The organism is Priestia veravalensis, from assembly GCF_001457055.1.
GTDB classification, from domain to species: Bacteria; Bacillota; Bacilli; order Bacillales; family Bacillaceae_H; genus Priestia; species Priestia flexa.
Window position 1 is genome coordinate 1 of sequence record NZ_KQ758655.1, and the last position, 23,528, is coordinate 23,528.

Below are 23,528 nucleotides of genomic sequence, written 5' to 3' on the forward strand. Positions count from 1 at the left end.
TTCTAAGAGACGAACAATAGCTGTTCCAATCTCTTTGGTTTGTCTGAACACGTTCGTTCCATTGCGCTACGGCCACTCGCTTTCCGCGGGGAGGAACCTGAGCTTCCTCGCTGCGCTGCGGGATCTCAGTTTTCCCTCTCTTTCCCGCAGGAGTCGAGTGTCCTACGCTCCATTCCACCCTGTTTCCAACATTGTTTTCACAATCAACAAAAAACCTGAACGATTAAAAGTGAGAAACTCTCAATCGTTCAGGTTTATCATTGGCTGAATTACTTATGTCCCAGCCTCCTGTTGTTTATTTTTCAGATAAAAATACTTTTTCAATATCATCTAGCATGATATTCGCAGCTAATACACCACCAGCAGTATTCCAGATTGCATCTTCTACAGGATACACGCTATCTGTTTTTGATACGTTCAAGTTTTTAAACAATGGATCGTTGGTCCACTCTTCAGCTACCTTTGTAGCTTCTCCATCACCAGTTTCGTATGAGAAGTAGAATAATTTATCTCCATCCATCGCTGGAATACGCTCTTTTGTTGCGTTCATTTCAGCTAAGTCGTTCTGCTGTTGTGATTCAGGACGAGCAAAGCCAAGTTGATCTAGAATTACACCAGAAAATGAATCTTTATGATAAATACGTACATCGCCAGCTGTAAAGCGTACAACTGAAATTTCTTCTTTCTTTTGGTCTCCAAGCTTCTCTTTTAAATCAGCCACTCGGTTATCAAAGTCAGCTAATACTTTTTTACCTTCATCTTCTTTATTTACTGCTTTTGAGTAAAGCTTGAAGTTTTCTTTCCAGTCGCCTCTTAGTTCTTCAGCAAAAACAGTTGGTGCGATTTGGCTTAATTGATCATACACTTTTTCTTGACGCATTTTGTTACCAATAATTAAGTCTGGCTTTAAAGATGCAATCGTTTCAAGACTAGGTTCGCTTTCAGTACCTACGCTTTTAACACCTTCCATTTGGTCTTTAATATGGTCATACCAAGGATCTCCTAACCAAGACTCTACTGCTCCGACTGGCTTAACACCCATAGCTAATAGTGCTTCCGTACCTTCATTTGTCAAAATAACAACACGTTTTGGCGTTCCGTCAATTTTTGTTTCACCCATTGCGTGTTTAATTGTATAAGACTGATCTTTTGCTGCGCTGTCGCTGTTTTCTTTTTCACCTTCAGATGATGAATTACCGCAAGCTGCTAAGAAAACAAGAACCATTACAGCCATCAGTGAGAATAAATATTTCACTTTAGACGCTTTCATTTAATGAACCCCCTATGTATGATTGATAATGATTTTCAATTGTAACTATGATAATATTGCAAAAATTAAAGGCTGTCAATAAAAAGTTGAAAATGATTCTCAAAGTCATTGACACTCATTTTAATGTTCCCTAAACTAAAAGAAAGTAATAGTTAAATAGGCTACCTTAGAGGAGCAATGAAGATGATTTTGCAAAATAGAAAAATGAGAGTAACTGGTTTAATTTTAAGTATAATCTTTCTACTAATTTGTATTGGTTTAAGCATTGTCTTAGGCTATACAGATACAAGCATAAAAACAGCTATAAATGCGTTCCAGTCGTTCGATGGTTCAAACGAACATTTAGTTATACAAAATGTTCGATTACCACGTGCTCTAATAGGTGCTGTTGTAGGTGCATGTCTTGGGATTGCAGGCGCAATGATGCAAGCGTTAACGAAAAATCCGCTTGCTTCCCCTGATATTCTTGGTGTGAATGCTGGAGCAGGTTTTTTTATCGTGGTTGCCATCATGATTTTTTCAGTAAACTCTCTGCAAGCCTTTACGTGGATTGCATTTGTTGGAGCGGCTTTAACCGTAGTAGCAGTGTATTTGTTAGGCTCGATTGGTAAAGAAGGACTAACGCCTATAAAAATGACGCTTGCTGGAGCAGCAATTGCTGCGTTTTTTTCTTCTTTAACACAAGGTTTACTCGTATTGGATGAAACAGCACTCGATCAAGTACTGTATTGGCTAGCAGGTTCAGTACAAGGGCGTAAACTAGAAGTGTTGTATGGCGTACTACCTTATATTGCTGTCGCAATTATCGTGTCATTTATTCTGGCAGGGAAAATAAATATTTTAAATATGGGTGAAGATGTGGCGAGAAGTTTAGGGCAGCGAACCGTTGCTGTCAAACTAACAGCAGGTATACTCATTGCCATCTTGGCAGGAGGAGCCGTTGCCATTGCAGGCCCTATTAGCTTTGTAGGTATTATCATTCCTCATATCGTAAGAGCGTTTGTGGGCCACGACTATCGTTGGATTTTCCCTTATAGCGCAGTAGCAGGGGGGATTTTGCTGTTAATTGCAGATATTGCAGCTCGCTATGTTATTATGCCGGAAGAGATTCCTGTTGGCGTTATGACTGCTTTTATTGGAACCCCATTCTTTATTTATTTAGCAAGAAAGGGCGCTAAAGCATGAAGAAATATCAACCGATTCGTTTAAAAAATCTCTCTTTTTTACTAAATATAAAAGCTACAATTATTATTTCAGTTTGTACGTTGTTACTGTTTGCACTCTTTGTATTAAGTGCTGGGATGGGTGAATTGTTCATTGGCCCAAATAAAATTATCGGAATTTTATTTGGGCAGGGCCTTGAGTTTGAAAAATTAGTGGTCACGTCATTTCGGTTACCTCGTATTCTTGTCGCTATTTGTGCAGGCATTTGCTTAGCGGCAGCAGGAGCCATTCTTCAAGGTCTTGTTCGTAATCCTTTGGCATCACCAGACTTAATTGGTTTAACGGGAGGAGCTTCTGTTGGAGTCGTTTTATTTTTAGCATTATTTAGCGACGAGAAAAACTCCCTAACAGTTAGCATTCAATGGCTGCCGCTTAGCGCATTTTTAGGCGCTTTAATTGTAGCAATCTTGCTTTATATTTTCGCTTGGCGAAACGGAGTATCACCGATTACCTTAGTACTGATTGGCATCGGCTTAACCGCTTTGACCAAGGCAATGACAACCTTATTTATGATTATGGGTCCAATTTATCAAGCGAGCCAAGCGAATATTTGGATTACTGGTAGCGTATATGGATCAAACTGGACAAATGTATATACGATTGCTCCAATTACTGTTATTTTAATCATTATTGCATTGGTTATGGTTCGTAACCTGAATATTCAAGAGCTGGGTGAAGAAGTTGCTATTAATGTGGGAAGTCATGTTCAAAAAAACCGCTTAATGCTGCTTGTAATGAGTACGGCACTAACGGGTACCGCCGTCGCGTTTGCTGGAGGTATTAGCTTTGTTGGGCTATTAGCACCTCATATTGCTCGCCGCCTCGTTGGCTCGTCGTTTGGAGTATTGCTTCCATTATCGGCACTGATTGGTGCAATTTTAATTGTGGCTGCAGATTTAGTAGGAAGAACGTTCTTTTTACCGCTTGAAATACCAGCAGGTGTTTTCACAGCAGCAATTGGAGCACCATATTTTATCTACTTGTTATATAAGCAGCGTAACGTCTAAACTTAATCTTTTCAAAAAAGGAGTGAAAGTCATGCATTCATTAGAAACAAAGTCGTTAAGCTTGTCGTATGGAGAAACAATGATTATCAATGAATTAGATTTGAAGATTCCTAAAGGAGAGATTACGGTTTTTATCGGAAGTAACGGCTGTGGGAAGTCAACGCTGTTACGCTCACTTGCTCGGCTTTTAAAGCCGCAAACAGGTTCGGTTCTGTTAGAAGGATCTAAAATATCATCTTTGCCAACAAAAGAAATTGCTAAGCAATTAGCTATCCTACCTCAAGGACCGGTAGCACCTGAGGGTCTTACTGTTTTACAGCTTGTGAAGCAGGGGCGTTACCCTTATCAAAATTGGTTTCGCCAATGGTCGAAAGAAGACGAAGAAAAGGTTCAAAAAGCGCTAGAATCGACAGGGCTAAGTGATTTAGCTGATCGTCAGGTAGACTCTTTATCTGGAGGGCAAAGGCAGCGTGCTTGGATTGCTATGACTCTTGCTCAAGATACGGATATTATCTTGCTTGACGAACCAACAACGTATTTGGATATGACTCATCAAATTGAAATCCTTGATTTGCTGTTTGAATTAAATGAAAAAGAACAGCGAACAATCGTAATGGTTTTACATGATTTAAATTTAGCATGTCGTTATGCTCACCATATTGTAGCACTTCAGGACAAACAAATTTATGCGCAGGGAAAACCTGAAGAAGTGATTACGTGTCAGCTGGTTCGTAATGTGTTTAATATGAATTGTGAAGTAACAGTTGACCCGCTTTTTGGGACACCGCTTTGTATTCCGCACGGCAGAGGAAGATGTGTGGTTCAAAAGGTTGGAGCTGAACTCCAGCATGCTTAATAAAAAAGAACAGCAAGCGTTAGCAGAGAAGTTTAGAGCTACTTTTATACAAACGTCAGCCTATGAGATGAAGATAGCAGATCTTGCTGATGAGCGGAAGATGGAGAGTGCTCTCTCTTTTATTCAAGACAAGATAGAAGCGCCCAACTTAAGAGTGGTCGCTTCTATTTTTGCAAAAAGATTAGGGTTTGTAGCAGCAGGCTGCTTATATGCCTTTTCTGTATGTCAAAAAAGAGTCGACGTGCAGCGCCTTTCTTTACAAGCAGAGTGTGAAGATGATGGGTTATGGTTACCTCAAGTCTATTACCCGGAACAAGCCATTACTCAAGTTGACGTAGCGAATCGAAACGAAGAACGAAAAGAAATAGTGACTGAACTCTTGTCTGAAGGATTTGAGTCAATCTGGAATCCACTTAATCAATATACAGGTATTTCAAAAAGGGTGCTGTGGGAAAATATTGCCGTGTACCTACTTTGGCTATATGACCAATTAAAAAAAGATAATAACGTCAATCAGCTTCAGTTAGAAGATGACTTTACTTATCTTTTCTATGAAGCAGCGGGTAATCAGTTTGGTCAATATGAAGTCAACCCTTTAAGGTGCTATACAAGAGCAAAAAGTCGTCAAACGTGCTGTCTATCCTATCAGCTGGCTGGAAAGAAGAAGTATTGTAAAAGCTGTCCCATTTTATGTCGAGCACAAGACAAGGAGGCGCCAATTTATGGATAAAGAATTTAACGAGAAGTTTGATGCACTTCTAGAAAAATATACGGAGCTCATGGTGGGAGAAACAAATCCAGATTTAAAGGATAAGATTGAGAAGTGGGCTTTGTATACATATATTTCAAAGTCAATGCCACCGTTAATTAAGCATTGGAATCATCAATATCCTGAGGCTAAGCAAGAGATGGTCGAACTAATTAAAGAAATAAAAAGCTTAAACGAAGAGCTTCGTGAAAGCAAAAGCTAAAAGAGGCTGGGACATAAGTAATTCAGTCAATGATAAACCTAAACGATTGAGAGTTCCTCATTTTTAATCGTTTAGGTTTTTTGTTGATTGTGAAAACAATGTTGGAAACAGAGTGGAATAGAACGTTCTTTTTTTGGGAAATTTGTTTTGTTATGTCCCATCCTCTTTTTTGTCTAAATAAATTGCAGAACGGGACAAAAATAAGGTACATATACTAGTAAAGAAAAGACGACAAGTTGCTAGTTGAATGTATCTCTATTTTCAAAAAAATGTTAAAATGTATAATAACTGCTATATTAAACGGTTCGGTGAAGGGTGGAAGCTTTAATATAAGCTCAGAAGATAAAAAATCGGGGGAAATGCTATGGAACAAACGATGCGCAACTTTTTTTTATTTTTATCTCAAAATAAAATGTTAACAAAGTTAGCGAAGCATTATGGCTTACGCTTTGGAGCCGCGCGTTTTGTAGCAGGTGAGACAATTGACGGAGCAGTAGACGTAGTGCGTGAACTAAATGACCAAGGGCTGGATGTTACAATTGATCACTTGGGTGAATTTGTTACAACGGAAGAAGAGGCTGGTTATATGACGGAACATTGTATCCAAGCAATTCGACGCATTCACCAAGAGAAGCTTAGCTCTCAGCTTTCATTAAAGTTAACATCAATGGGCTTAGATATTTCCACAGAGTTAGTGATGAAAAACATGGAATACATCTTGAAGGAAGCAAAACAATATAATGTATTCATTACAATTGATATGGAAGATTACCACCGCTGCGGAAAGACCATTAATATTTTTAAAGAACTTAAAAAGCGCTACGATAATGTTGGTACGGTGCTTCAAGCATACTTATATCGAACAGAGCAGGATATTAAAACCCTGAGTGGATACGCTCCAAACCTAAGACTAGTAAAAGGAGCATATAAGGAATCAGCGGCCGTTGCCTTTCCAGATAAAATTGATGTAGATGATAGTTTTAAGAATCTCATTAAATTACACTTGCTTAATGGTCACTATACAGCAATTGCAACGCATGATGATCAAATTATTGAGTATACAAAGAAGTTAGCAGTCATTCATGATATTCCGCGTGATCAATTTGAGTTTCAAATGTTGTTTGGTATTCGACCCGAGCGTCAAAAGCAGTTAAGGAAAGAAGGATATACGATGCGTGTATATGTACCGTACGGGAAGGATTGGTACGGATATTTTATGAGAAGGCTAGCTGAGCGTCCAGCGAATGTAGCTTTTATTTTAAAGGGCATTGTGAAAAAATAATATTCATGAAAAAGATCGAACAAGACGATACCTCCTTGTTCGATCTATAGCTTAATTATCCTGCATATTTTGTTTTCCATATTGTTGATTTTGAGATGTTTTTTTACCGTGATTATGCACTTCTTGTGTTGGGCCAGCATTTCCTTTAACGCTAGCTGCGCTTACACCTGCTGATGAAGGATCTTTTTTTAAGCGTGACATGGTATCACCTCCTGGGTTTAATATAACCAAAGAAATAAAAAATAGTTGTAAATAATTACGTTCGTATATTGCGAAAATTTAAAAAATGTTTTATAGTAATATCAGAGATTAAAAGTAGCTCTCTTTTTTTTAATTATAAAATGAATGACTATTCATTCAATGTATAGAGGGGGATGTAAGAATGAGCTTTAAAATTAAGAAGGCAGCTGTAATTGGCTCAGGGGTAATGGGATCTGGCATTGCAGCACACTTAGCAAACGCGGGAATCGAAACCTTGCTATTGGATATTGTGCCCAGTGAATTAAATCCGGAAGAAACCAAAAGTGGACTGACGCTAGAAAGTCCACAGGTACGTAATCGAATGAGCTTAACGGCATTAAAAAATTTAGCTAAGCAGAAGCCTGCTCCTTTAATGGCCAAATCACGAGTGGCTTTCATTCAGGCAGGAAATTTAGAAGATGACCTTGAAAAGCTGAGCGATTGTGACTGGATCATTGAAGTGGTGGTTGAAAGATTAGATGTAAAACAACAGCTCTTTGAAAAAGTTGATGCGGTAAGGAAGCCAGGAACTATTATAAGTTCAAACACTTCAGGTATTTCAATTGAAGCAATGGCAAGCGGTCGATCTGATGATTTTAAAACGCACTTCTTAGGAACACATTTCTTTAATCCACCGCGTTATTTAAAGTTATTAGAAGTTATTCCTACTGAAGATACAAAAGAAGAAGTTGTTCAATATATAAAGGATTTTGGTGAAAACATTCTTGGAAAAGGCGTTGTCCTTGCAAAAGATACGCCTAATTTTATTGCAAATCGAATTGGAACCTATGGTTTGCTGGTAACAGTTCAAGAAATGCTTAAAGGTGGCTATAGCGTTGGTGAAGTTGACTCCATTACGGGACCACTCATTGGAAGACCTAAAAGCGCTACGTTCCGAACGCTTGACGTTGTAGGACTTGATACGTTTATTCATGTGGCTAATAACGTCTACGATAAAGTGGATGGAAAAGAAAAAGAGGTTTTTAACATTCCTGCATTTATGAAAATAATGCAGCAAAACGGCTGGCTGGGAAGTAAGTCTGGTCAAGGATTCTTCTTGAAAAAAGGCAAAGAAATTCTAGAGTTAAATCCAGATACTTTACAGTATGAAGAGCGTAAAAAACTTAGAACAGCGTCTGTTGAATTAAGTAAACAAACAAAAGGATTCTCCAATAAAATGAAAGCGCTTCTATATTCGGATGACCGTGCTGGGTCCTTCTTATGGAAAATCATTAGCCCAGTCTTACTTTATTCAGCCCAGTTAAAAGATGAAATTGCAGATGATATTGTGGCTATTGATCAAGCGATGAAGTGGGGATTTGGCTGGGATTATGGTCCATTTGAAACATGGGATGCAATTGGATTCACCTCTGCGATTGAAAAAATGGAGACCGAAGGGTTAGAAATGCCTGACTGGATCAAGGAAATGAAGGAAAGCGGATTTTCTGCATTTTATAAAGAGCTAGATGGACAGAAAATTTATTATGATCGAAACGAATATAAACCAGTTGTGGAAAACAAAAAAATTGTCCATCTATCAGCATTAAAAGCGCAAGATAAAGTCATTAAAAAGAATAGTGGTGCGAGTTTAATTGATTTAGGAGATGATGTGGCGTGCTTGCAGTTCACATCACCAAACAATGCTATTGGTCTAGATATTATTCAGCTGCTAAATGAATCATTAGAGGAAGTGAATCGGAATTACAGAGGTCTAGTGATTGGAAATCAAAGTAAAAACTTCTGCGTGGGTGCGAATCTAGCCATGATTTTAATGGAAGCTCAAGACGATAATTTCTTTGAAATTGAATTTGTTATTCGTCAGTTCCAACAGGCGATGATGAAAGTAAAATATAATGAAAAACCTGTCGTTGCAGCACCGTTTGCGATGACGCTTGGCGGAGGAACAGAGATTTGTTTACCAACTGCTAAAGTTCAGGCATCTGCTGAAACATATATGGGGTTAGTTGAAGTCGGAGTTGGCTTAATTCCAGGTGGAGGTGGAAACAAAGAGCTTTACTTAAAGCAGTTAAAAGGTCTTCCAAATGATGTGACCTTAGATTTGCAGCAAATTGCAAATAAAACGTTTGAAACGATTGCCACAGCTAAAGTCTCTAGTTCTGCTCTTCATGCAAGAGAGCTAAATTTCTTAAATCACCAAGATGGCATCACCTCAAACCAAGACCATTTGCTTCATGAAGCAAAGCAGTCTGTTCTGTCATTATCTCAGGCCGGTTATAAGCCACCGATTCGTGAAAAAGTGCCGGTCGTTGGTGAAACGGGATATGCAACTTTATTGTTAGGAGCTCAATCAATGAAGTATTCAGGCTTCATTTCTGATCATGATTATGAAATTGCGAAGAAATTAGCGTTTGTTATTGCTGGCGGACGCGTACCTTATGGAACAAAAGTAGACGAAGATTATTTACTAGATTTAGAGAGAGAAGCATTCTTGAGCTTAGTGGGAGAGATGAAGTCTCAACAACGTATGCAACATATGCTAGTAAAAGGGAAACCATTGCGTAACTAAGGGGGAGAAGGAATGAGAGAAGCGGTAATTGTAGCCGGTGCTAGAACACCGGTTGGAAAAGCGAAAAAAGGTACGCTTGCTACGGTTCGTCCTGATGATTTAGGTGCAATTACGGTAAAGGAAACGCTGAGAAGAGCAGGAGGCTATGAAGGACCAATTGACGATTTAATTATTGGCTGTGCCATGCCAGAAGCCGAACAAGGCTTGAACATGGCTCGTAATATCGGAGCGTTAGCGGGACTTTCATATACCGTTCCAGCGATTACAATTAATCGTTATTGCTCTTCAGGGTTACAGAGTATTGCCTATGGAGCAGAGCGCATTATGTTAGGGCAGGCCAAGACGGTATTGGCTGGAGGAGCCGAGTCTATGAGCATGGTTCCGATGTTTGGAAATGTGGCTCGCCCGAATGTACAGCTGGTAGAAAATGCACCTGAATATTACATGGGAATGGGGCATACAGCTGAGCAAGTTGCGCTGAAATATGGCATTTCACGTGAAGACCAAGATGCATTTGCTGTAAGAAGTCATCAAAAAGCAGCTAAAGCTCTTCAAGAAGGCAAGTTTAAAGATGAAATTGTACCTGTTGAAGTGACGATGAGAAGGTTAAATAGTCAAAATAAAATGGAAGAAAATAAGGTTGTTTTTTCACAAGATGAAGGAGTGCGTGAAGGGACAACAGCAGCAATTTTAAGCAAGTTACGACCTGCATTTTCTATGACGGGTTCGGTAACGGCAGGGAATTCATCGCAAACAAGTGATGGAGCTGCTACCGTAATGCTAATGGACCGTGAACAAGCAGATGCAGAAGGTTTGCGTCCGCTAGCAAAGTTTCGTTCGTTTGCAGTTGGTGGCGTTCCACCAGAAGTGATGGGAATTGGTCCAATAGCAGCTATTCCAAAAGCATTAAAGCTAGCGGGACTTGAACTTTCAGATATTGGACTATTTGAGTTAAACGAGGCCTTTGCATCTCAAGCGTTAGGGGTTATTCGTGAATTGAACATTGACGAAGATCGTGTGAATGTTAACGGTGGAGCAATTGCTCTGGGCCATCCACTTGGCTGCACCGGCACAAAATTAACGCTCAGTTTATTGCATGAAATGAAGAGAAGAAATGAACAATTTGGCGTTGTAACGATGTGTATTGGTGGCGGGATGGGCGCTGCTGGTGTATTTGAATTATTAGCTTAATGAAATAAGGGGGATATGGAGATGGCAAACCAAACGGAACAAACAATTAAAGGTGGTAGCTTTTTAATTAACGATCTTTCAGCAGAGCGAGTATATACACCAGAGGATTTCACGAGTGAACATAAAATGATTGCCAAAACAACGGATGAATACGTTGAGAACGAAGTAATACCGCAAGTAGAATTTTTAGAAAAGCATGAGTTTGATCGCTCAGTAAAGCTATTAAAGCAAGCCGGTGACCTTGGATTACTAGGAGCTGATGTTCCAGAAGAGTATGGAGGTCTTGGATTAGATAAGATTGCATCGGCATTAATTGCTGAAAAAATGTCGCGTGCAGGCGGATTTTCTATCACACACGGTGCACATGTTGGAATCGGTTCTCTTCCGATTGTGTTGTTCGGAACAGAGGAGCAAAAGCAAAAGTATCTACCAGATTTAGCAACTGGAGGTAAGATTGCCGCGTATGCGTTAACAGAGCCAGGATCAGGTTCAGATGCATTGGGAGCGAAAACAGTCGCTCGTCTAAATGCAGAAGGTACTCACTACGTGTTAAATGGTGAAAAACAATGGATTACAAACGCTGGTTTTGCTGATGTATTTGTTGTGTATGCGAAAATAGATGGAGAGCAGTTCTCAGCGTTTATCGTTGAACGTGACTATGCGGGTGTATCTGTTGGTCCTGAAGAAAAGAAAATGGGTATTAAGAGCTCTTCAACGCGTACCCTTATTTTAGAAGATGCACATGTACCAAAAGAAAACGTACTTGGACAAATTGGAAAAGGTCATATCATCGCGTTTAATATCTTAAATATCGGTCGCTATAAGCTAGGTGTAGGGGCAGTAGGAGCTGGTAAGCGTGCGGTAGAATTAACTTCTGAATACGTGAATCAACGCCAACAGTTTAAGACACCGATTGCAAAATTTTCGTTAACACAAGAAAAGATTGCAACCATGGCATCGAAATTATATGCTTCTGAAAGCTCTGTTTATCGTACGGTTGGTCTCTTTGAAGACAGAATGGGTCAGCTATCGGAAGAGCAACAAAAAGATGGAAAAGAAATTGCTGCCTCAATTGCAGAGTATGCCATTGAGTGTTCGTTAAATAAAGTATTTGCAACGGAAGTGCTAGATTATTTAGTAGACGAGGGAGTTCAGCTTCATGGTGGCTATGGCTTTATGAGCGAATATGAAATTGAGCGCTTGTACCGTGATTCTCGAATCAACCGTATTTTTGAAGGAACAAATGAAATCAATCGTTTATTGGTGCCAGGAACGTACTTACGCAAAGCCTTAAAAGGTGAGCTTCCATTGTTACAAAAAGCTCAGTCACTACAGGAAGAGCTTATGATGCTAATGCCTGAAGAAGCTGGAGAAGGCGCATTAGATCAATCTAAACTATTAGTTCGTAATGGTAAAAAAATTGCGCTATTACTACTTGGTCTAGCAGCTCAAAAGTATGGTAAAAAACTTGAGGGTGAACAAGAGGTGTTAGTTAATATTTCTGACATGATAAGCAACGTATATGCAATGGAATCTGCTGTATTACGTACGGAAAAAGCAATTTTGAAAAATGGAGAAGAAAAAAATCAGCTTAAAGTCAACTATACAAAAGTATTCTGCCAAGAAGCATTTAATAAAATTGAAGCGGATGCAAAAGAAACGCTTATTGCTGTAGAAGAAGGAGATACGCTACGTATGATGCTCTCGTCATTACGAAAGCTAACTCGTCACACGCCGGTCAACGTTATTGTTGTTAAGCGAGAAATTGCAAAGGTTGTATTGGAAGAAGAGCGCTTTATTGTGTAATTTTAAAGTATGTAATAGAGAGCTGTGTAAAGGGAAAGTATGAGTATTCTCCTTTACACAGCTTTTCTTTGTTTAACTGCAAACTAAAATAGGTAAATTAAAGTTGGATGTGTTAAAATACGAAAAAGCGAAGAAAAAGGAGGCGAAATAATGAGCGTATTATTCTATTCATATCCTAAATGTGGTACATGTCGAAAAGCAAAACAATGGCTAGATCAAAATGGTGTGGCGTATGAAGAAATTCATATTATCGAAAATCCACCAACGAAAGAGCAGCTAACGAGCTATTATCAAAATAGTGGCTTGCCGCTAAAGAAATTCTTTAATACAAGCGGAAAGAAGTATCGTGAGCTAGGTCTGAAAGACAAAGTTGCAACAGCAAGTGATGAGGAATTACTTGAAATCCTTTCATCTGACGGGATGTTAATCAAGCGCCCGTTATTAACTGACGGTGATAAAGTAACGGTAGGGTTTAAAGAAGAAGAATTTGACACAACGTGGAAATAAATTTAAAATTCCGTGCGGATTCAAATAGAAAAAACCTGTTGTTTACGTTACACTGATAAGAGGTAGTCGTTGCTATTCATTAGCGGCATACATAATTTATTGGAGGGATTAAGATGAGTACACCAAAAGAGTTGCGTTATTCAGAAGAGCATGAGTGGGTAAAAAGCGAAGGAGAAGTTTGCCGGGTAGGAATTACACACTTTGCACAATCTGAACTTGGTGACATTGTATTTGTTGAGCTTCCAGAAGTTGGCGATAAAGTTGAAGCAGACGAGCCGTTTGGTAGCGTAGAATCTGTGAAAACAGTATCAGAGCTATATGCACCAATTAGCGGTGAGGTTGTAGAAGTAAACGAAGAATTAAGCGATAATCCTGAGTTTGTAAACGAGTCTCCATATGAAAAAGCATGGATGGTTGTAATTAAGCCTGCTGATTCGGCAGATGTTGAGAAGCTTATGACAGCTGAACAATACGATGAAATGATTAACGAAGGTTAATTGACTTCATCTTAAGACATTTCACTTAGTATATCCATAATTTGTCTTCATGGACCTATAACAAAAAGGGCACTCTATTTAGTAAACAAGCTAAAGGGGTGTCTTTTTATGTTCGAACATAAAAAAGTTGACATAACGGATCGAATTACAGCAAAATTTCATGAAAATGGTATGCAATTGTATGTAGATAAACAATCAATTGGCCATGTGAATTATGGTGCAACGGGTAATCAATATAATTTAGAGTCAGGTTACACGCAAGAAAATAACAAGATTTATCAGTATGCTGACGTCCAGGCTGGAGCTACACAAAAGTATACGGACTGCGATTCAGAAGAGGGTTGGTGCTAAATTTAGCATGAAACCTCTGAGTGCAAGACTGATGGCGCCAACCACATAAGGTTTGGCGCCATCAGTCTAAGATGATCGAAAATAGTCTATTTTTTCAATAAAAAACAATTCATATATGTTCTTTTTACAGCAAAATCTTTTAAAAAACAGGGGAACTGTGTTACATTAACGAATATTGTATAGCATAAAGGAATAACGTTACTATACAACTGATAATCATAGGTGATGACGATGCGTTTAATAGAAATTGAAAAAGTAATTATTGTAGAAGGTAAGTCTGACAAAAAGCGAATCGAAAGTATTATTAATGAACCGATTGAGATTATTTGTACAAATGGAACCATCAGCTTGTCAAAGCTAGATGAGATTATCGATTCCACGTATGATAAAGATGTGTATATCTTGGTTGACTCAGATGATTCCGGCAATAAATTACGGAAACAGTTTAAAAAAGAACTTCCGGAAGCGGAGCACCTTTATATCGATAAAATGTATCGTGAGGTAGCGGCGGCCCCAAGAAATCATATTGCTACGGTACTTTTAAGTGCTAATATAGATGTTAACGCAGAATTTTTAATATAGAAGGATGAGTAACATGGAAGAGTGGACAGAGGAACAGCTAGACGAAAAGCTAAATAAAGACGAGCGTACGGTTATTTTTTTCCATACACCCCTTTGTGGAACGTGCCAACTAGCTAAAAAAATGTTAACAGTAGTAGAAGCGATTATTCCAGACTTAACAATCGGAATGAGTAATTTAAACTATATGCCTGCTAAAGCGTCTTTGCTCGAAATTGAAAGTGTTCCATGCCTAATTGAATATAGAAATGGCGAAGTGAAGCAGAAGCTGTATGCTTTTCACTCTGTTGAATATGTAATGGAACGTCTTAGTTAAACAAACATTTGTTTAAGGGTGTGCATGGGATTATTATCCTATGCGCATTTTTTGTTGACACCCTTTCTGACACATGCTAGAATCACAAACATAAATAAATGAATATTTGATGAAAACAAAATAATTTCAATAATTTGTCGTTAACTCTTATCAAGAGAGGTGGAGGGACTGTGCCCTATGAAACCCGGCAACCGTCAGACTAACTGAAATGGTGCCAATTCCTGCAAAGCATAAGCTTTGAAAGATGAGAGAAAGGATTTTATCAAAAACCTTTCTGCTCACGTGTAGAAAGGTTTTTTTATTTTCTAAAAGCAAGGACACACTAAGCAGACAGAGCAAGTCAACAAAGAAGGTGAAGAAGATGATTACGTTACAAGATGTAACGAAAATATATGATGCTAAAAGTGGGAAAGTCACGGCCGTTGATCAGGTTAATTTATCAGTGGCAAAAGGTGAAATCTTCGGCATCATTGGATATAGTGGAGCAGGGAAAAGCTCTCTTATTCGCTTATTAAATGGTTTAGAAACACCTACTTCTGGAACAGTAGAAGTAGCAGGAAATCAAATTGGGAAAATTAAAGGTGCTAAGCTTAGACAAGCTCGCCAAGAAATTAGCATGATTTTTCAGCATTTTAATTTACTTTGGTCTCGTACCGTGCAAGAAAACATTGCGTTTCCACTTGAAATTGCCGGTGTTCCAAAAAACAAACGAGCAGAACGTGTAAACGAGCTCATTAAACTAGTTGGATTAGAAGGTAGAGAAAATGCCTACCCATCTCAGCTGAGCGGCGGGCAAAAACAGCGTGTAGGAATTGCAAGAGCGTTAGCTAATAACCCAAAAGTCTTATTATGTGACGAAGCAACATCGGCACTTGATCCACAAACAACAGATTCGATCTTGGATTTGCTAGTTGATATTAATGAAAAGCTAGGTTTAACGATTGTCTTAATCACGCATGAAATGCACGTAATCCGTAAAATTTGTCATCGTGTAGCTGTGATGGAAAATGGAAAAGTAGTCGAACAAGGAGAAGTACTTGAAGTATTCCGTAAACCACAGCAAAATATTACAAAGCGATTTGTACAGCAAATTTCAGAGCCAGAAGAAACGTTTGAGACAGTGGAGCAGGTGAAGGAACTTTATCCAAGCGGTCGAATTGTTCAGCTCACATTTGTAGGTGGAAAAGCGGAGCAACCGCTCATTACGAGCATTTTAAAAGCATTTGATGTCACGATTAACATCTTACAAGGGAAAGTTTCTTATACACAAACGGGCTCTTATGGAACCTTATTTATTCATTTAGATGGTGAAGAAGCAGAGGTTAATAAAGTAATTGAGTACATCCGTGAACAACAGGTAGAAATTGAGGTGATGACGGATGCTAACTGAATTATTCCCAAACGTAACGTATGATAAATTTAGTGCAGCAACGATTGAAACACTTTATATGACAAGTATCTCAGTTGTTGCCACGTTTATATTAGGAATTGTGCTAGGCTTACTTCTATTTTTAACAGGCAAAGGTCAGCTTTGGGAAAACCGCTTCGTTAATATTATTATAGGAGCTTTTGTAAACATCTTTCGATCCATTCCATTTATCATCTTACTAATTTTGCTCATTCCGTTTACAAAAGCAATTGTGGGAACAATGCTAGGAGCAGAAGCAGCTTTGCCAGCTCTTATTGTTGGAGCCGCACCATTTTACGCGCGTATGGTTGAAATCGGCCTTCGCGAAATTGATAAAGGTGTGATTGAAGCAGCAAAATCGATGGGAGCGAAAACAAGCACAATTATCTTTAAAGTGCTGCTTCCAGAATCAATGCCTGCTTTAATTTCTGGTTTGACGGTTACAGCAATCGCACTCATTGGCTATACAGCAATGGCTGGAGCGGTTGGAGCTGGTGGTTTAGGAAACTTAGCATATTTAGAAGGCTTCCAGCGAAATAATAGTGATGTAACCCTTGTTGCGACAGTTTTAATTTTAGTGATTGTATTTATTATCCAGTTTATTGGTGATTTTATCACGTCTAAAATTGACAAACGATAAGAGGAGGAAATATATTATGAAAAAATGGGTTTCAACATTTGCTTTATCATCTGCTTTAGTTTTAGGTGTAGCTGCTTGTGGTTCATCTGGAGGCAGTGGGTCAGATTCATCAGAAGACGAAAAGAAAATTGTGGTGGGGGCGTCAAACATTCCTCACGCTGAAATTTTAGAAGAAGCAAAGCCATTGTTAGAGGAAAAAGGAATTGAGTTAGACATTAAACCATTCCAAGATTATATTTTACCTAACACAGCACTAGATGGAAAAGAAATTGATGCGAACTACTTCCAACATATTCCTTATCTAGAATCTGTATTAGAAGAAAACCCAAATTATGATTTTGTAAGTGCAGGAGCTATTCATATCGAACCAATCGGTATCTACTCTAAAAAGTACAAGTCATTAAAAGACCTTCCGAAAAACGGTACGGTAATTATGCGTGATGCAGTAGCAGAACAAGGTCGTATTCTTTCAATTTTTGAAAAAGAAGGCGTAATTAAGTTAAAAGAAGGCGTTAAAAAGCAAGATGCAACGCTTGATGATATTGTAGAAAACCCTAAAAACTTAACGTTTAAAGCAGACGTTGAAGGTGGTTTATTACCTCAAGTGTATAACAACAATGAAGGCGATGCGGTTGTTATTAACGCAAACTATGCGTTAGATGCTGGTTTAGACCCTGTTAAAGATCCAATCGCTGTAGAATCAAAAGAAAACAATCCATATGCAAACATTATCACAGTTCGTAAAGGTGATGAAAACAAAGAAGAAGTAAAAGCGTTAGTAGAAGTACTTCACTCAAAAGAAATTCAAGACTTCATCGAAGAGAAGTATAAAGGCGCAGTGCTTCCTGTAAACGAATAAACAGATTAAAATCGACTAGGTTTAGGCTTGGTCGATTTTTTCTATTTTTAGCGTTAAGTATAACTCCGATTTGTATCATCCATACTAATGATGAAAACTATGACGAATGGAGTTGGCAAGAGGGATGCAACAAGAAACAAGTCATTCAACAGAGCAGGCACTTCATAATTATAAGGTAGGAATGGGAACATTCAGTGAAAAGCTTCCACGATTGACTGAAACGTTCAACACTTTCACAGAGGCTTGTTTTGAAGAAGGGTCTGTTTCTAAAAAAGACAAGCAGCTGATTGCATTAGGAATTAGCGTTGTAGCTCAAAATGAATATTGCATGATTTATCATACAAAAGGTTGCTTAGATAACGGAGCAACTGAGCAAGAGATTTTAGAAGCTTGTGGCGTTTCGGCAGCATTTGGTGGCGGAGCAGCGATGAGTCAATCTGTCACGTTAGTGCAGGAATGCGTGCAGGAATTAAAACGTCAAACACACTAAAATAAATGATAAGCAGACGTTGCTTTAAAGGTTGGTTACGCCTATGAAAGCAACGTTTTTTATACGGGTAAAATATGTATACATATAAGAACAAAGCGTTTATCTCAAAAGGTTGCTATAAGTTTTCATTTGTTATAAGATTGTAATGAGAATAAAATGAGAATAATTAAAAAGATATAGGTATATCTGATTTTAGTATATACATCTATAACTGGAGGTTTTAGTATGGCAGGTTCAACTTTAATCATTAAAGATCTTCATGTTTCAATTGAAGGCAAAGAGATTTTAAAAGGTGTTAACTTAGAAGTTAAAGGCGGAGAGATTCATGCAATCATGGGTCCAAACGGTACAGGTAAATCCACTTTATCTTCAGCAATTATGGGGCACCCTAAATATGAAGTAACACAAGGTAGCATTACACTTGATGGTGAAGACGTACTTGAAATGGAAGTGGACGAGCGTGCGCGTGCAGGTCTGTTCCTTGCAATGCAATACCCAAGTGAAATTAGCGGCGTAACAAATGCAGACTTCTTACGTTCATCAATTAATGCGCGTCGTGAAGAAGGCGATGAAATTTCACTAATGAAGTTTATCCGTCAACTAGATAAAAACATGGACTTCTTAGAAATGGATCAAGATATGGCACAACGTTATTTAAATGAAGGTTTCTCTGGTGGAGAGAAAAAGCGTAACGAAATCCTTCAACTAATGATGTTAAAACCTGCTATTGCAATCCTTGATGAGATTGATTCAGGTTTAGATATCGATGCGTTAAAAGTAGTATCAAAAGGAATCAACGAGCTACGTGGTAGCGATTTTGGTTGCTTAATGATTACTCACTACCAACGCCTATTAAACTACATTACACCAGACCATGTTCACGTTATGATGCAAGGTCGCGTTGTGAAATCAGGCGGTCCTGAATTAGCTCAGCGCTTAGAAGCAGAAGGCTATGACTGGATTAAGAAAGAATTAGGTATTGAAGACGAAACTGTAGGGCAAGAAGCATAAGCATTAGGAGGATTTCTATGACTATTGATACAAAATTACCATTTGATCAAGCGTACGTTCGCAGTTTTTCTGAAAAAGCTGCTGAGCCGAAATGGTTGTTAGATCTTCGTTTACAAGCTCTTGCGAAAGCAGAAGATCTTCCACTACCAAAACCAGATAAAACAAATATTACAAAGTGGAACTTTACAGATTTCTCAAAGCATGATGCTGAAGCAAAAGCAATTTCTTCAATTGACGAGCTTCCTGAGTCTGTAAGAGCACTTATTGATACAGAAGCGGTTAAAAACTTATACGTTCAGCGTGACCAAACAGCTGCATATGCAACGTTAACAGATGAGTTAAAAGAGCAAGGAGTTATCTTTACTGATATCCAAACAGCTGCAAAAGACCACGAAGAGCTTGTACAAAAGTACTTCATGAAAGACGGTGTAAAAGTGGATGAGCATCGCTTAACAGCTCTTCACGCTGCACTGCTTAACGGTGGCGTATTTGTTTACGTTCCAAAAAACGTTGAAGTAAAAGAACCACTTCAAGCTGTTTTCGTACGTGAAGATGAAGAAGCAGCACTTTTCAACCATGTTATTGTGGTTGCAGAAGATAATAGCTCTGTTACGTATGTAGAAAACTACATTGCTACTTCTGAAGAGTCAAACGGTGTAGTAAACGTTGTGACAGAAGTATTTGCAAATAACAATGCAAAAGTAACGTTCGGTGCGGTAGACTACCTTGCCAAAGGAACAACTAGCTACGTAAATCGCCGTGGTGTTGCTGGTAAAGACGGTCGCATCGAGTGGGCATTAGGCTTAATGAGTGAAGGAAACACAGTTTCTGAAAACATCACATACCTAATGGGCGATGGTTCATACGGTGATACGAAAACAGTTACAGTAGGTCGCGGTGAGCAAAAGCAAAACTTAACGACGAGTATTATTCACTTCGGTAAGCATTCTGAAGGTTACATCTTAAAACATGGTGTAATGAAAGATAGCGCGTCTTCAATCTTTAACGGAATTGGTAAAATTGAACACGGTGCATCTAAATCAAATGCAGAGCAAGAGTCTCGCGTATTAATGCTAAGCGAAAAAGCTCGTGGAGATGCTAACCCAATCTTATTAATTGATGAAGATGATGTAACGGCAGGACATGCAGCTTCTGTAGGTCGCGTAGATCCATTACAGCTTTATTATTTAATGAGCCGTGGTATTCCACAAGTTGAAGCTGAGCGCTTAGTTATTCATGGGTTCTTAGCTCCAGTTGTAAATGAGCTTCCGGTTGAAACGGTGAAAAAACAGTTAACGGAGTTAATTGAAAGGAAAGTTCGATAATGAACGTTTCTGATATTCGCAAACAGTTTCCGATTTTAGACCAAGAAGTAAATGGACACCCGCTTGTTTACTTAGATAGCGCTGCTACTTCTCAAAAGCCAATCCAAGTGATTGAAGCACTGAATAAGTACTACAGAGAATACAACTCAAACGTACACAGAGGTGTTCATACACTAGGTACAATGGCTACGGATGGCTATGAAGGTGCTCGTGAAAAAGTAAGAAAGTTCATTAATGCGAAATCAACAGAAGAAATTATCTTTACGCGTGGAACAACTACAGCGTTAAATATTGTTGCTGCTAGCTACGGACGTGCCAACTTGCAGCCTGGTGATGAAATTGTGATTACGTATATGGAGCATCACAGTAACATCATTCCATGGCAGCAAGTTGCAAAAGCAACAGGAGCAACATTAAAATATATTGATCTTACAGAAGATCATGCTCTTTCATTAGAAACGGTTAAAGAAACGATTACGCCAGATACAAAAATTGTTTCGGTTATGCACGTTTCTAACGTATTGGGCGCAATCAATCCGGTAAAAGAAATTGCGGAAATTGCTCACCAACACGGAGCAATCATGGTTGTAGATGGTGCACAAAGTACGCCTCATATGAAAGTTGACGTACAGGACTTAGACTGCGACTTCTTTGCGTTTTCTGGTCATAAAATGTGCGGCCCAACAGGTATTGGCGTACTGTATGGAAAAAAAGAATTATTAGAAAAGATGGAGCCGGTTGAATTTGGAGGCGAAATGATTGATTTCGTTAACCTATACGATTCAACGTGGAAAGAGCTTCCTTGGAAATTCGAAGGTGGAACGCCTATTATTGCAGGTGCAATTGGATTAGGTGCCGCTATTGATTTTCTAGAGGAAGTGGGCTTGGATAATATTCTTGCTCATGAGCATAAATTAGCAAATTACGCACTAGACCGTCTTTCAGAAGTAGAAGGCATTACCATCTACGGACCAAAAGAGCGTGCTGGCGTCGTGACGTTTAATCTTGATGATGTTCATCCGCATGACGTAGCGACTGTTCTTGATGCTGAGGGAGTTGCTGTACGCGCAGGGCATCATTGTGCACAGCCGTTAATGAAATATTTAAATGTATCTTCAACTGCACGTGCAAGTTTCTACTTGTATAATACAGAAGAAGAAATCGATCAATTAGTGTCATCACTAATTAAAACGAAGGAGTATTTCACAAATGTCTTTTAACAATTTAGATACTCTTTATCGTCAAGTGATTATGGATCATTATAAAAACCCTCGAAATCGTGGGTCTTTAGAAGAAGATACGGTTCAAATTCAAATGAATAATCCAACGTGTGGTGACCGTATTGAACTATCACTTAAAGTAGAAGATGGCAAAGTAACGGATGCAAAGTTTGAAGGAGAAGGCTGTTCAATCTCTATGTCATCTGCTTCAATGATGACACAGGCAATTAAAGGGCAAGAGATTGAAACAGCTCTTGAACTTGCGAACATCTTCTCAGATATGATGCAAGGAAAAGAGTATGATGATAGTATAGACTTAGGAGACATTGAAGCACTTCAAGGTGTTTCAAAGTTTCCAGCACGTATTAAATGTGCAACATTAGCGTGGAAAGCGATGGAAAAAGGCCTAAAAGAACAGAATTAAGTCCTGTTAGGCCTTTGTTCATTCCCAATCCTATCAAGTAGGGGGTAATAACAAATGGCAAAAAAGATGCCGGAAATCGGCGATTATAAATACGGGTTCTCGGATAAGGACGTTTCTATTTTCCGTTCTGAAAGAGGATTAACAAAAGAAATTGTAGAAGAAATTTCTCGCATGAAAGATGAGCCACAGTGGATGCTTGACTTCCGCTTAAAATCACTTGAGCATTTTTACAGCATGCCAATGCCACAGTGGGGCGGCGATATGTCTAGCCTGAACTTTGATGAAATTACGTACTATGTAAAGCCTTCAGAGAAGTCAGAGCGCTCTTGGGATGAGGTTCCTGAAGAGATTAAACAAACGTTTGATAAGCTTGGTATTCCAGAAGCGGAGCAAAAATACCTAGCTGGTGTATCTGCTCAGTACGAATCTGAAGTTGTATATCACAACATGAAAGAAGACCTTGAAGCACAAGGAATCGTATTTAAAGACACAGATACTGCATTAAAAGAAAACGAAGAGATTTTCCGTGAGCACTGGGCGAAAGTAATTCCGCCAACTGACAACAAATTTGCTGCGTTAAACTCAGCTGTTTGGTCTGGTGGTTCATTTATCTACGTCCCAAAAGGTATCAAAGTAGATACGCCACTTCAAGCATACTTCCGTATTAACTCTGAGAACATGGGTCAATTCGAACGTACGCTAATCATCGTAGATGAAGGTGCACACGTACACTACGTAGAAGGCTGTACAGCGCCGGTTTATACTACAAACTCTCTGCACAGTGCTGTTGTAGAAATCATCATTAAAAAAGACGCATACTGCCGTTATACAACGATTCAAAACTGGGCGAATAACGTATACAACCTAGTAACGAAGCGAGCTGTATGTGAAGCGAATGCAACAATGGAATGGGTTGATGGAAACATCGGTTCTAAATTAACAATGAAATACCCAGCTGTTATCCTAAAAGGTGAAGGCGCACGTGGTATGACATTATCCATTGCATTAGCTGGTAAAGGCCAACACCAAGATGCGGGTGCGAAAATGATTCACTTAGCACCAAATACGTCTTCTACAATTGTTTCGAAATCTATTTCGAAGCAAGGCGGTAAAGTAACGTACCGTGGTATCGTTCACTTTGGTCGCAAAGCTGAAGGTGCTCGTTCAAACATCGAGTGTGATACGTTAATTATGGATAATCAATCAACATCTGATACAATTCCATACAACGAAATTTACAACGATAACATCTCTTTAGAGCACGAAGCGAAAGTTTCAAAAGTATCTGAAGAGCAGTTATTCTATCTAATGAGCCGCGGTATTTCTGAAGAAGAAGCAACAGAAATGATCGTAATGGGCTTCATCGAACCATTTACAAAAGAACTTCCAATGGAGTATGCGGTAGAAATGAACCGTCTAATCAAGTTTGAGATGGAAGGATCTATCGGGTAATAAATGATTTTTTTAAACTCGCTTGTATATACAAGCGAGTTTTTTGATGAGTTTGTATTAAAATAATAGGTGCAC

The 23,528-nt window shown here is 38.8% G+C and carries 25 protein-coding genes and 1 riboswitch; of the genes, 23 read left to right on the forward strand and 2 right to left on the reverse strand.

Annotated elements, in window-relative coordinates; genetic code table 11:
• Positions 1–295: 295 nt before the first annotated feature.
• Entirely contained in the window at positions 296–1,270 is a 975-nt protein-coding gene (locus tag AS180_RS12175) for an ABC transporter substrate-binding protein (RefSeq protein ID WP_025909454.1), read from the reverse strand.
• A gap of 183 nt (positions 1,271–1,453) precedes the next feature.
• Between AS180_RS12175 and AS180_RS12180 the strand changes: the two genes are divergently transcribed.
• The 6 genes from AS180_RS12180 to AS180_RS12205 all read left to right on the forward strand — a co-directional run bounded on the left by AS180_RS12180 (position 1,454) and on the right by AS180_RS12205 (position 6,610).
• Positions 1,454–2,455: a FecCD family ABC transporter permease gene (locus AS180_RS12180; protein ID WP_025909453.1), complete on the forward strand. Its 1,002-nt coding sequence runs from the start codon at positions 1,454–1,456 to the stop codon at positions 2,453–2,455.
• Positions 2,452–3,501, forward strand: a complete 1,050-nt coding sequence (locus AS180_RS12185) for a FecCD family ABC transporter permease (RefSeq protein ID WP_025909452.1) — start codon at positions 2,452–2,454, stop codon at positions 3,499–3,501. The genes AS180_RS12180 and AS180_RS12185 overlap by 4 nt, the downstream gene beginning before the upstream one ends.
• Positions 3,502–3,532: 31 nt before the next feature.
• On the forward strand, positions 3,533–4,357 hold the full coding sequence (locus tag AS180_RS12190; RefSeq protein WP_025909451.1) for an ABC transporter ATP-binding protein: 825 nt from the start codon (positions 3,533–3,535) through the stop codon (positions 4,355–4,357).
• A complete protein-coding gene (locus AS180_RS12195; protein WP_025909450.1) occupies positions 4,350–5,087 on the forward strand; it encodes an IucA/IucC family C-terminal-domain containing protein in 738 nt (245 codons plus the stop codon). The genes AS180_RS12190 and AS180_RS12195 overlap by 8 nt, the downstream gene beginning before the upstream one ends.
• Positions 5,080–5,328: a DUF2573 family protein gene (locus AS180_RS12200; protein ID WP_025909449.1), complete on the forward strand. Its 249-nt coding sequence runs from the start codon at positions 5,080–5,082 to the stop codon at positions 5,326–5,328. The genes AS180_RS12195 and AS180_RS12200 overlap by 8 nt, the downstream gene beginning before the upstream one ends.
• Before the next feature lie 364 nt (positions 5,329–5,692).
• Positions 5,693–6,610 (forward strand): proline dehydrogenase family protein, encoded by a 918-nt coding sequence (locus AS180_RS12205; protein ID WP_025909448.1) that lies wholly within the window; start codon positions 5,693–5,695, stop codon positions 6,608–6,610.
• Positions 6,611–6,661: 51 nt separating this feature from the next.
• Here AS180_RS12205 and AS180_RS21675 read toward each other — a convergent pair whose 3' ends face one another.
• Positions 6,662–6,811 (reverse strand): YuzL family protein, encoded by a 150-nt coding sequence (locus tag AS180_RS21675; RefSeq protein ID WP_076512331.1) that lies wholly within the window; start codon positions 6,809–6,811, stop codon positions 6,662–6,664.
• A 181-nt stretch (positions 6,812–6,992) separates the two neighbouring features.
• Between AS180_RS21675 and AS180_RS12210 the strand changes: the two genes are divergently transcribed.
• From AS180_RS12210 to sufB, 17 genes are all read left to right on the forward strand, one after another.
• The gene (locus AS180_RS12210; protein ID WP_025909447.1) at positions 6,993–9,377 is read left to right on the forward strand and encodes a 3-hydroxyacyl-CoA dehydrogenase/enoyl-CoA hydratase family protein; all 2,385 of its coding nucleotides are present in this window, start codon (positions 6,993–6,995) and stop codon (positions 9,375–9,377) included.
• A gap of 12 nt (positions 9,378–9,389) precedes the next feature.
• Positions 9,390–10,568 carry an acetyl-CoA C-acetyltransferase gene (locus AS180_RS12215; protein WP_025909446.1) on the forward strand — a complete coding sequence of 393 codons (1,179 nt, stop codon included), beginning with the start codon at positions 9,390–9,392 and terminating at the stop codon, positions 10,566–10,568.
• A 21-nt stretch (positions 10,569–10,589) separates the two neighbouring features.
• Positions 10,590–12,374, forward strand: coding sequence for an acyl-CoA dehydrogenase family protein (locus AS180_RS12220; RefSeq protein WP_025909445.1), 1,785 nt, complete (start codon positions 10,590–10,592; stop codon positions 12,372–12,374).
• A gap of 150 nt (positions 12,375–12,524) precedes the next feature.
• A complete protein-coding gene (locus AS180_RS12225) occupies positions 12,525–12,881 on the forward strand; it encodes an arsenate reductase family protein (protein ID WP_025909444.1) in 357 nt (118 codons plus the stop codon).
• Between the two features lie 113 nt (positions 12,882–12,994).
• Positions 12,995–13,378, forward strand: a complete 384-nt coding sequence (gene gcvH / locus AS180_RS12230) for a glycine cleavage system protein GcvH (protein WP_025909443.1) — start codon at positions 12,995–12,997, stop codon at positions 13,376–13,378.
• A 108-nt stretch (positions 13,379–13,486) separates the two neighbouring features.
• The gene (locus tag AS180_RS12235) at positions 13,487–13,729 is read left to right on the forward strand and encodes a YusG family protein (RefSeq protein ID WP_025909442.1); all 243 of its coding nucleotides are present in this window, start codon (positions 13,487–13,489) and stop codon (positions 13,727–13,729) included.
• 231 nt (positions 13,730–13,960) lie between these two features.
• A complete protein-coding gene (locus AS180_RS12240) occupies positions 13,961–14,311 on the forward strand; it encodes a toprim domain-containing protein (protein WP_025909441.1) in 351 nt (116 codons plus the stop codon).
• A 13-nt stretch (positions 14,312–14,324) separates the two neighbouring features.
• Complete coding sequence (locus tag AS180_RS12245) at positions 14,325–14,624, forward strand: thioredoxin family protein (protein ID WP_025909440.1); 300 nt, start codon at positions 14,325–14,327, stop codon at positions 14,622–14,624.
• 144 nt (positions 14,625–14,768) lie between these two features.
• A riboswitch (SAM riboswitch) is annotated at positions 14,769–14,875 on the forward strand.
• Positions 14,876–14,985: 110 nt separating this feature from the next.
• Positions 14,986–16,014, forward strand: a complete 1,029-nt coding sequence (locus tag AS180_RS12250) for a methionine ABC transporter ATP-binding protein (protein WP_025909439.1) — start codon at positions 14,986–14,988, stop codon at positions 16,012–16,014.
• On the forward strand, positions 16,004–16,672 hold the full coding sequence (locus AS180_RS12255) for a methionine ABC transporter permease (protein ID WP_025909438.1): 669 nt from the start codon (positions 16,004–16,006) through the stop codon (positions 16,670–16,672). Before AS180_RS12250 ends, AS180_RS12255 begins: the two co-directional genes overlap by 11 nt.
• A gap of 16 nt (positions 16,673–16,688) precedes the next feature.
• Positions 16,689–17,531, forward strand: coding sequence for a MetQ/NlpA family ABC transporter substrate-binding protein (locus AS180_RS12260; RefSeq protein WP_062686870.1), 843 nt, complete (start codon positions 16,689–16,691; stop codon positions 17,529–17,531).
• 124 nt (positions 17,532–17,655) lie between these two features.
• Positions 17,656–18,021, forward strand: coding sequence for a carboxymuconolactone decarboxylase family protein (locus AS180_RS12265; RefSeq protein WP_025909436.1), 366 nt, complete (start codon positions 17,656–17,658; stop codon positions 18,019–18,021).
• Between the two features lie 225 nt (positions 18,022–18,246).
• The gene (gene sufC / locus AS180_RS12270; protein WP_025909435.1) at positions 18,247–19,032 is read left to right on the forward strand and encodes a Fe-S cluster assembly ATPase SufC; all 786 of its coding nucleotides are present in this window, start codon (positions 18,247–18,249) and stop codon (positions 19,030–19,032) included.
• A 17-nt stretch (positions 19,033–19,049) separates the two neighbouring features.
• Entirely contained in the window at positions 19,050–20,357 is a 1,308-nt protein-coding gene (gene sufD, locus AS180_RS12275) for a Fe-S cluster assembly protein SufD (RefSeq protein ID WP_025909434.1), read from the forward strand.
• A complete protein-coding gene (locus AS180_RS12280) occupies positions 20,357–21,577 on the forward strand; it encodes a cysteine desulfurase (RefSeq protein ID WP_062686871.1) in 1,221 nt (406 codons plus the stop codon). Before sufD ends, AS180_RS12280 begins: the two co-directional genes overlap by 1 nt.
• Complete coding sequence (gene sufU, locus AS180_RS12285; RefSeq protein WP_061785058.1) at positions 21,567–22,001, forward strand: Fe-S cluster assembly sulfur transfer protein SufU; 435 nt, start codon at positions 21,567–21,569, stop codon at positions 21,999–22,001. Before AS180_RS12280 ends, sufU begins: the two co-directional genes overlap by 11 nt.
• 54 nt (positions 22,002–22,055) lie before the next feature.
• Positions 22,056–23,453: a Fe-S cluster assembly protein SufB gene (gene sufB, locus AS180_RS12290; protein ID WP_025909431.1), complete on the forward strand. Its 1,398-nt coding sequence runs from the start codon at positions 22,056–22,058 to the stop codon at positions 23,451–23,453.
• The last annotated feature ends 75 nt before the right edge of the window (positions 23,454–23,528 follow it).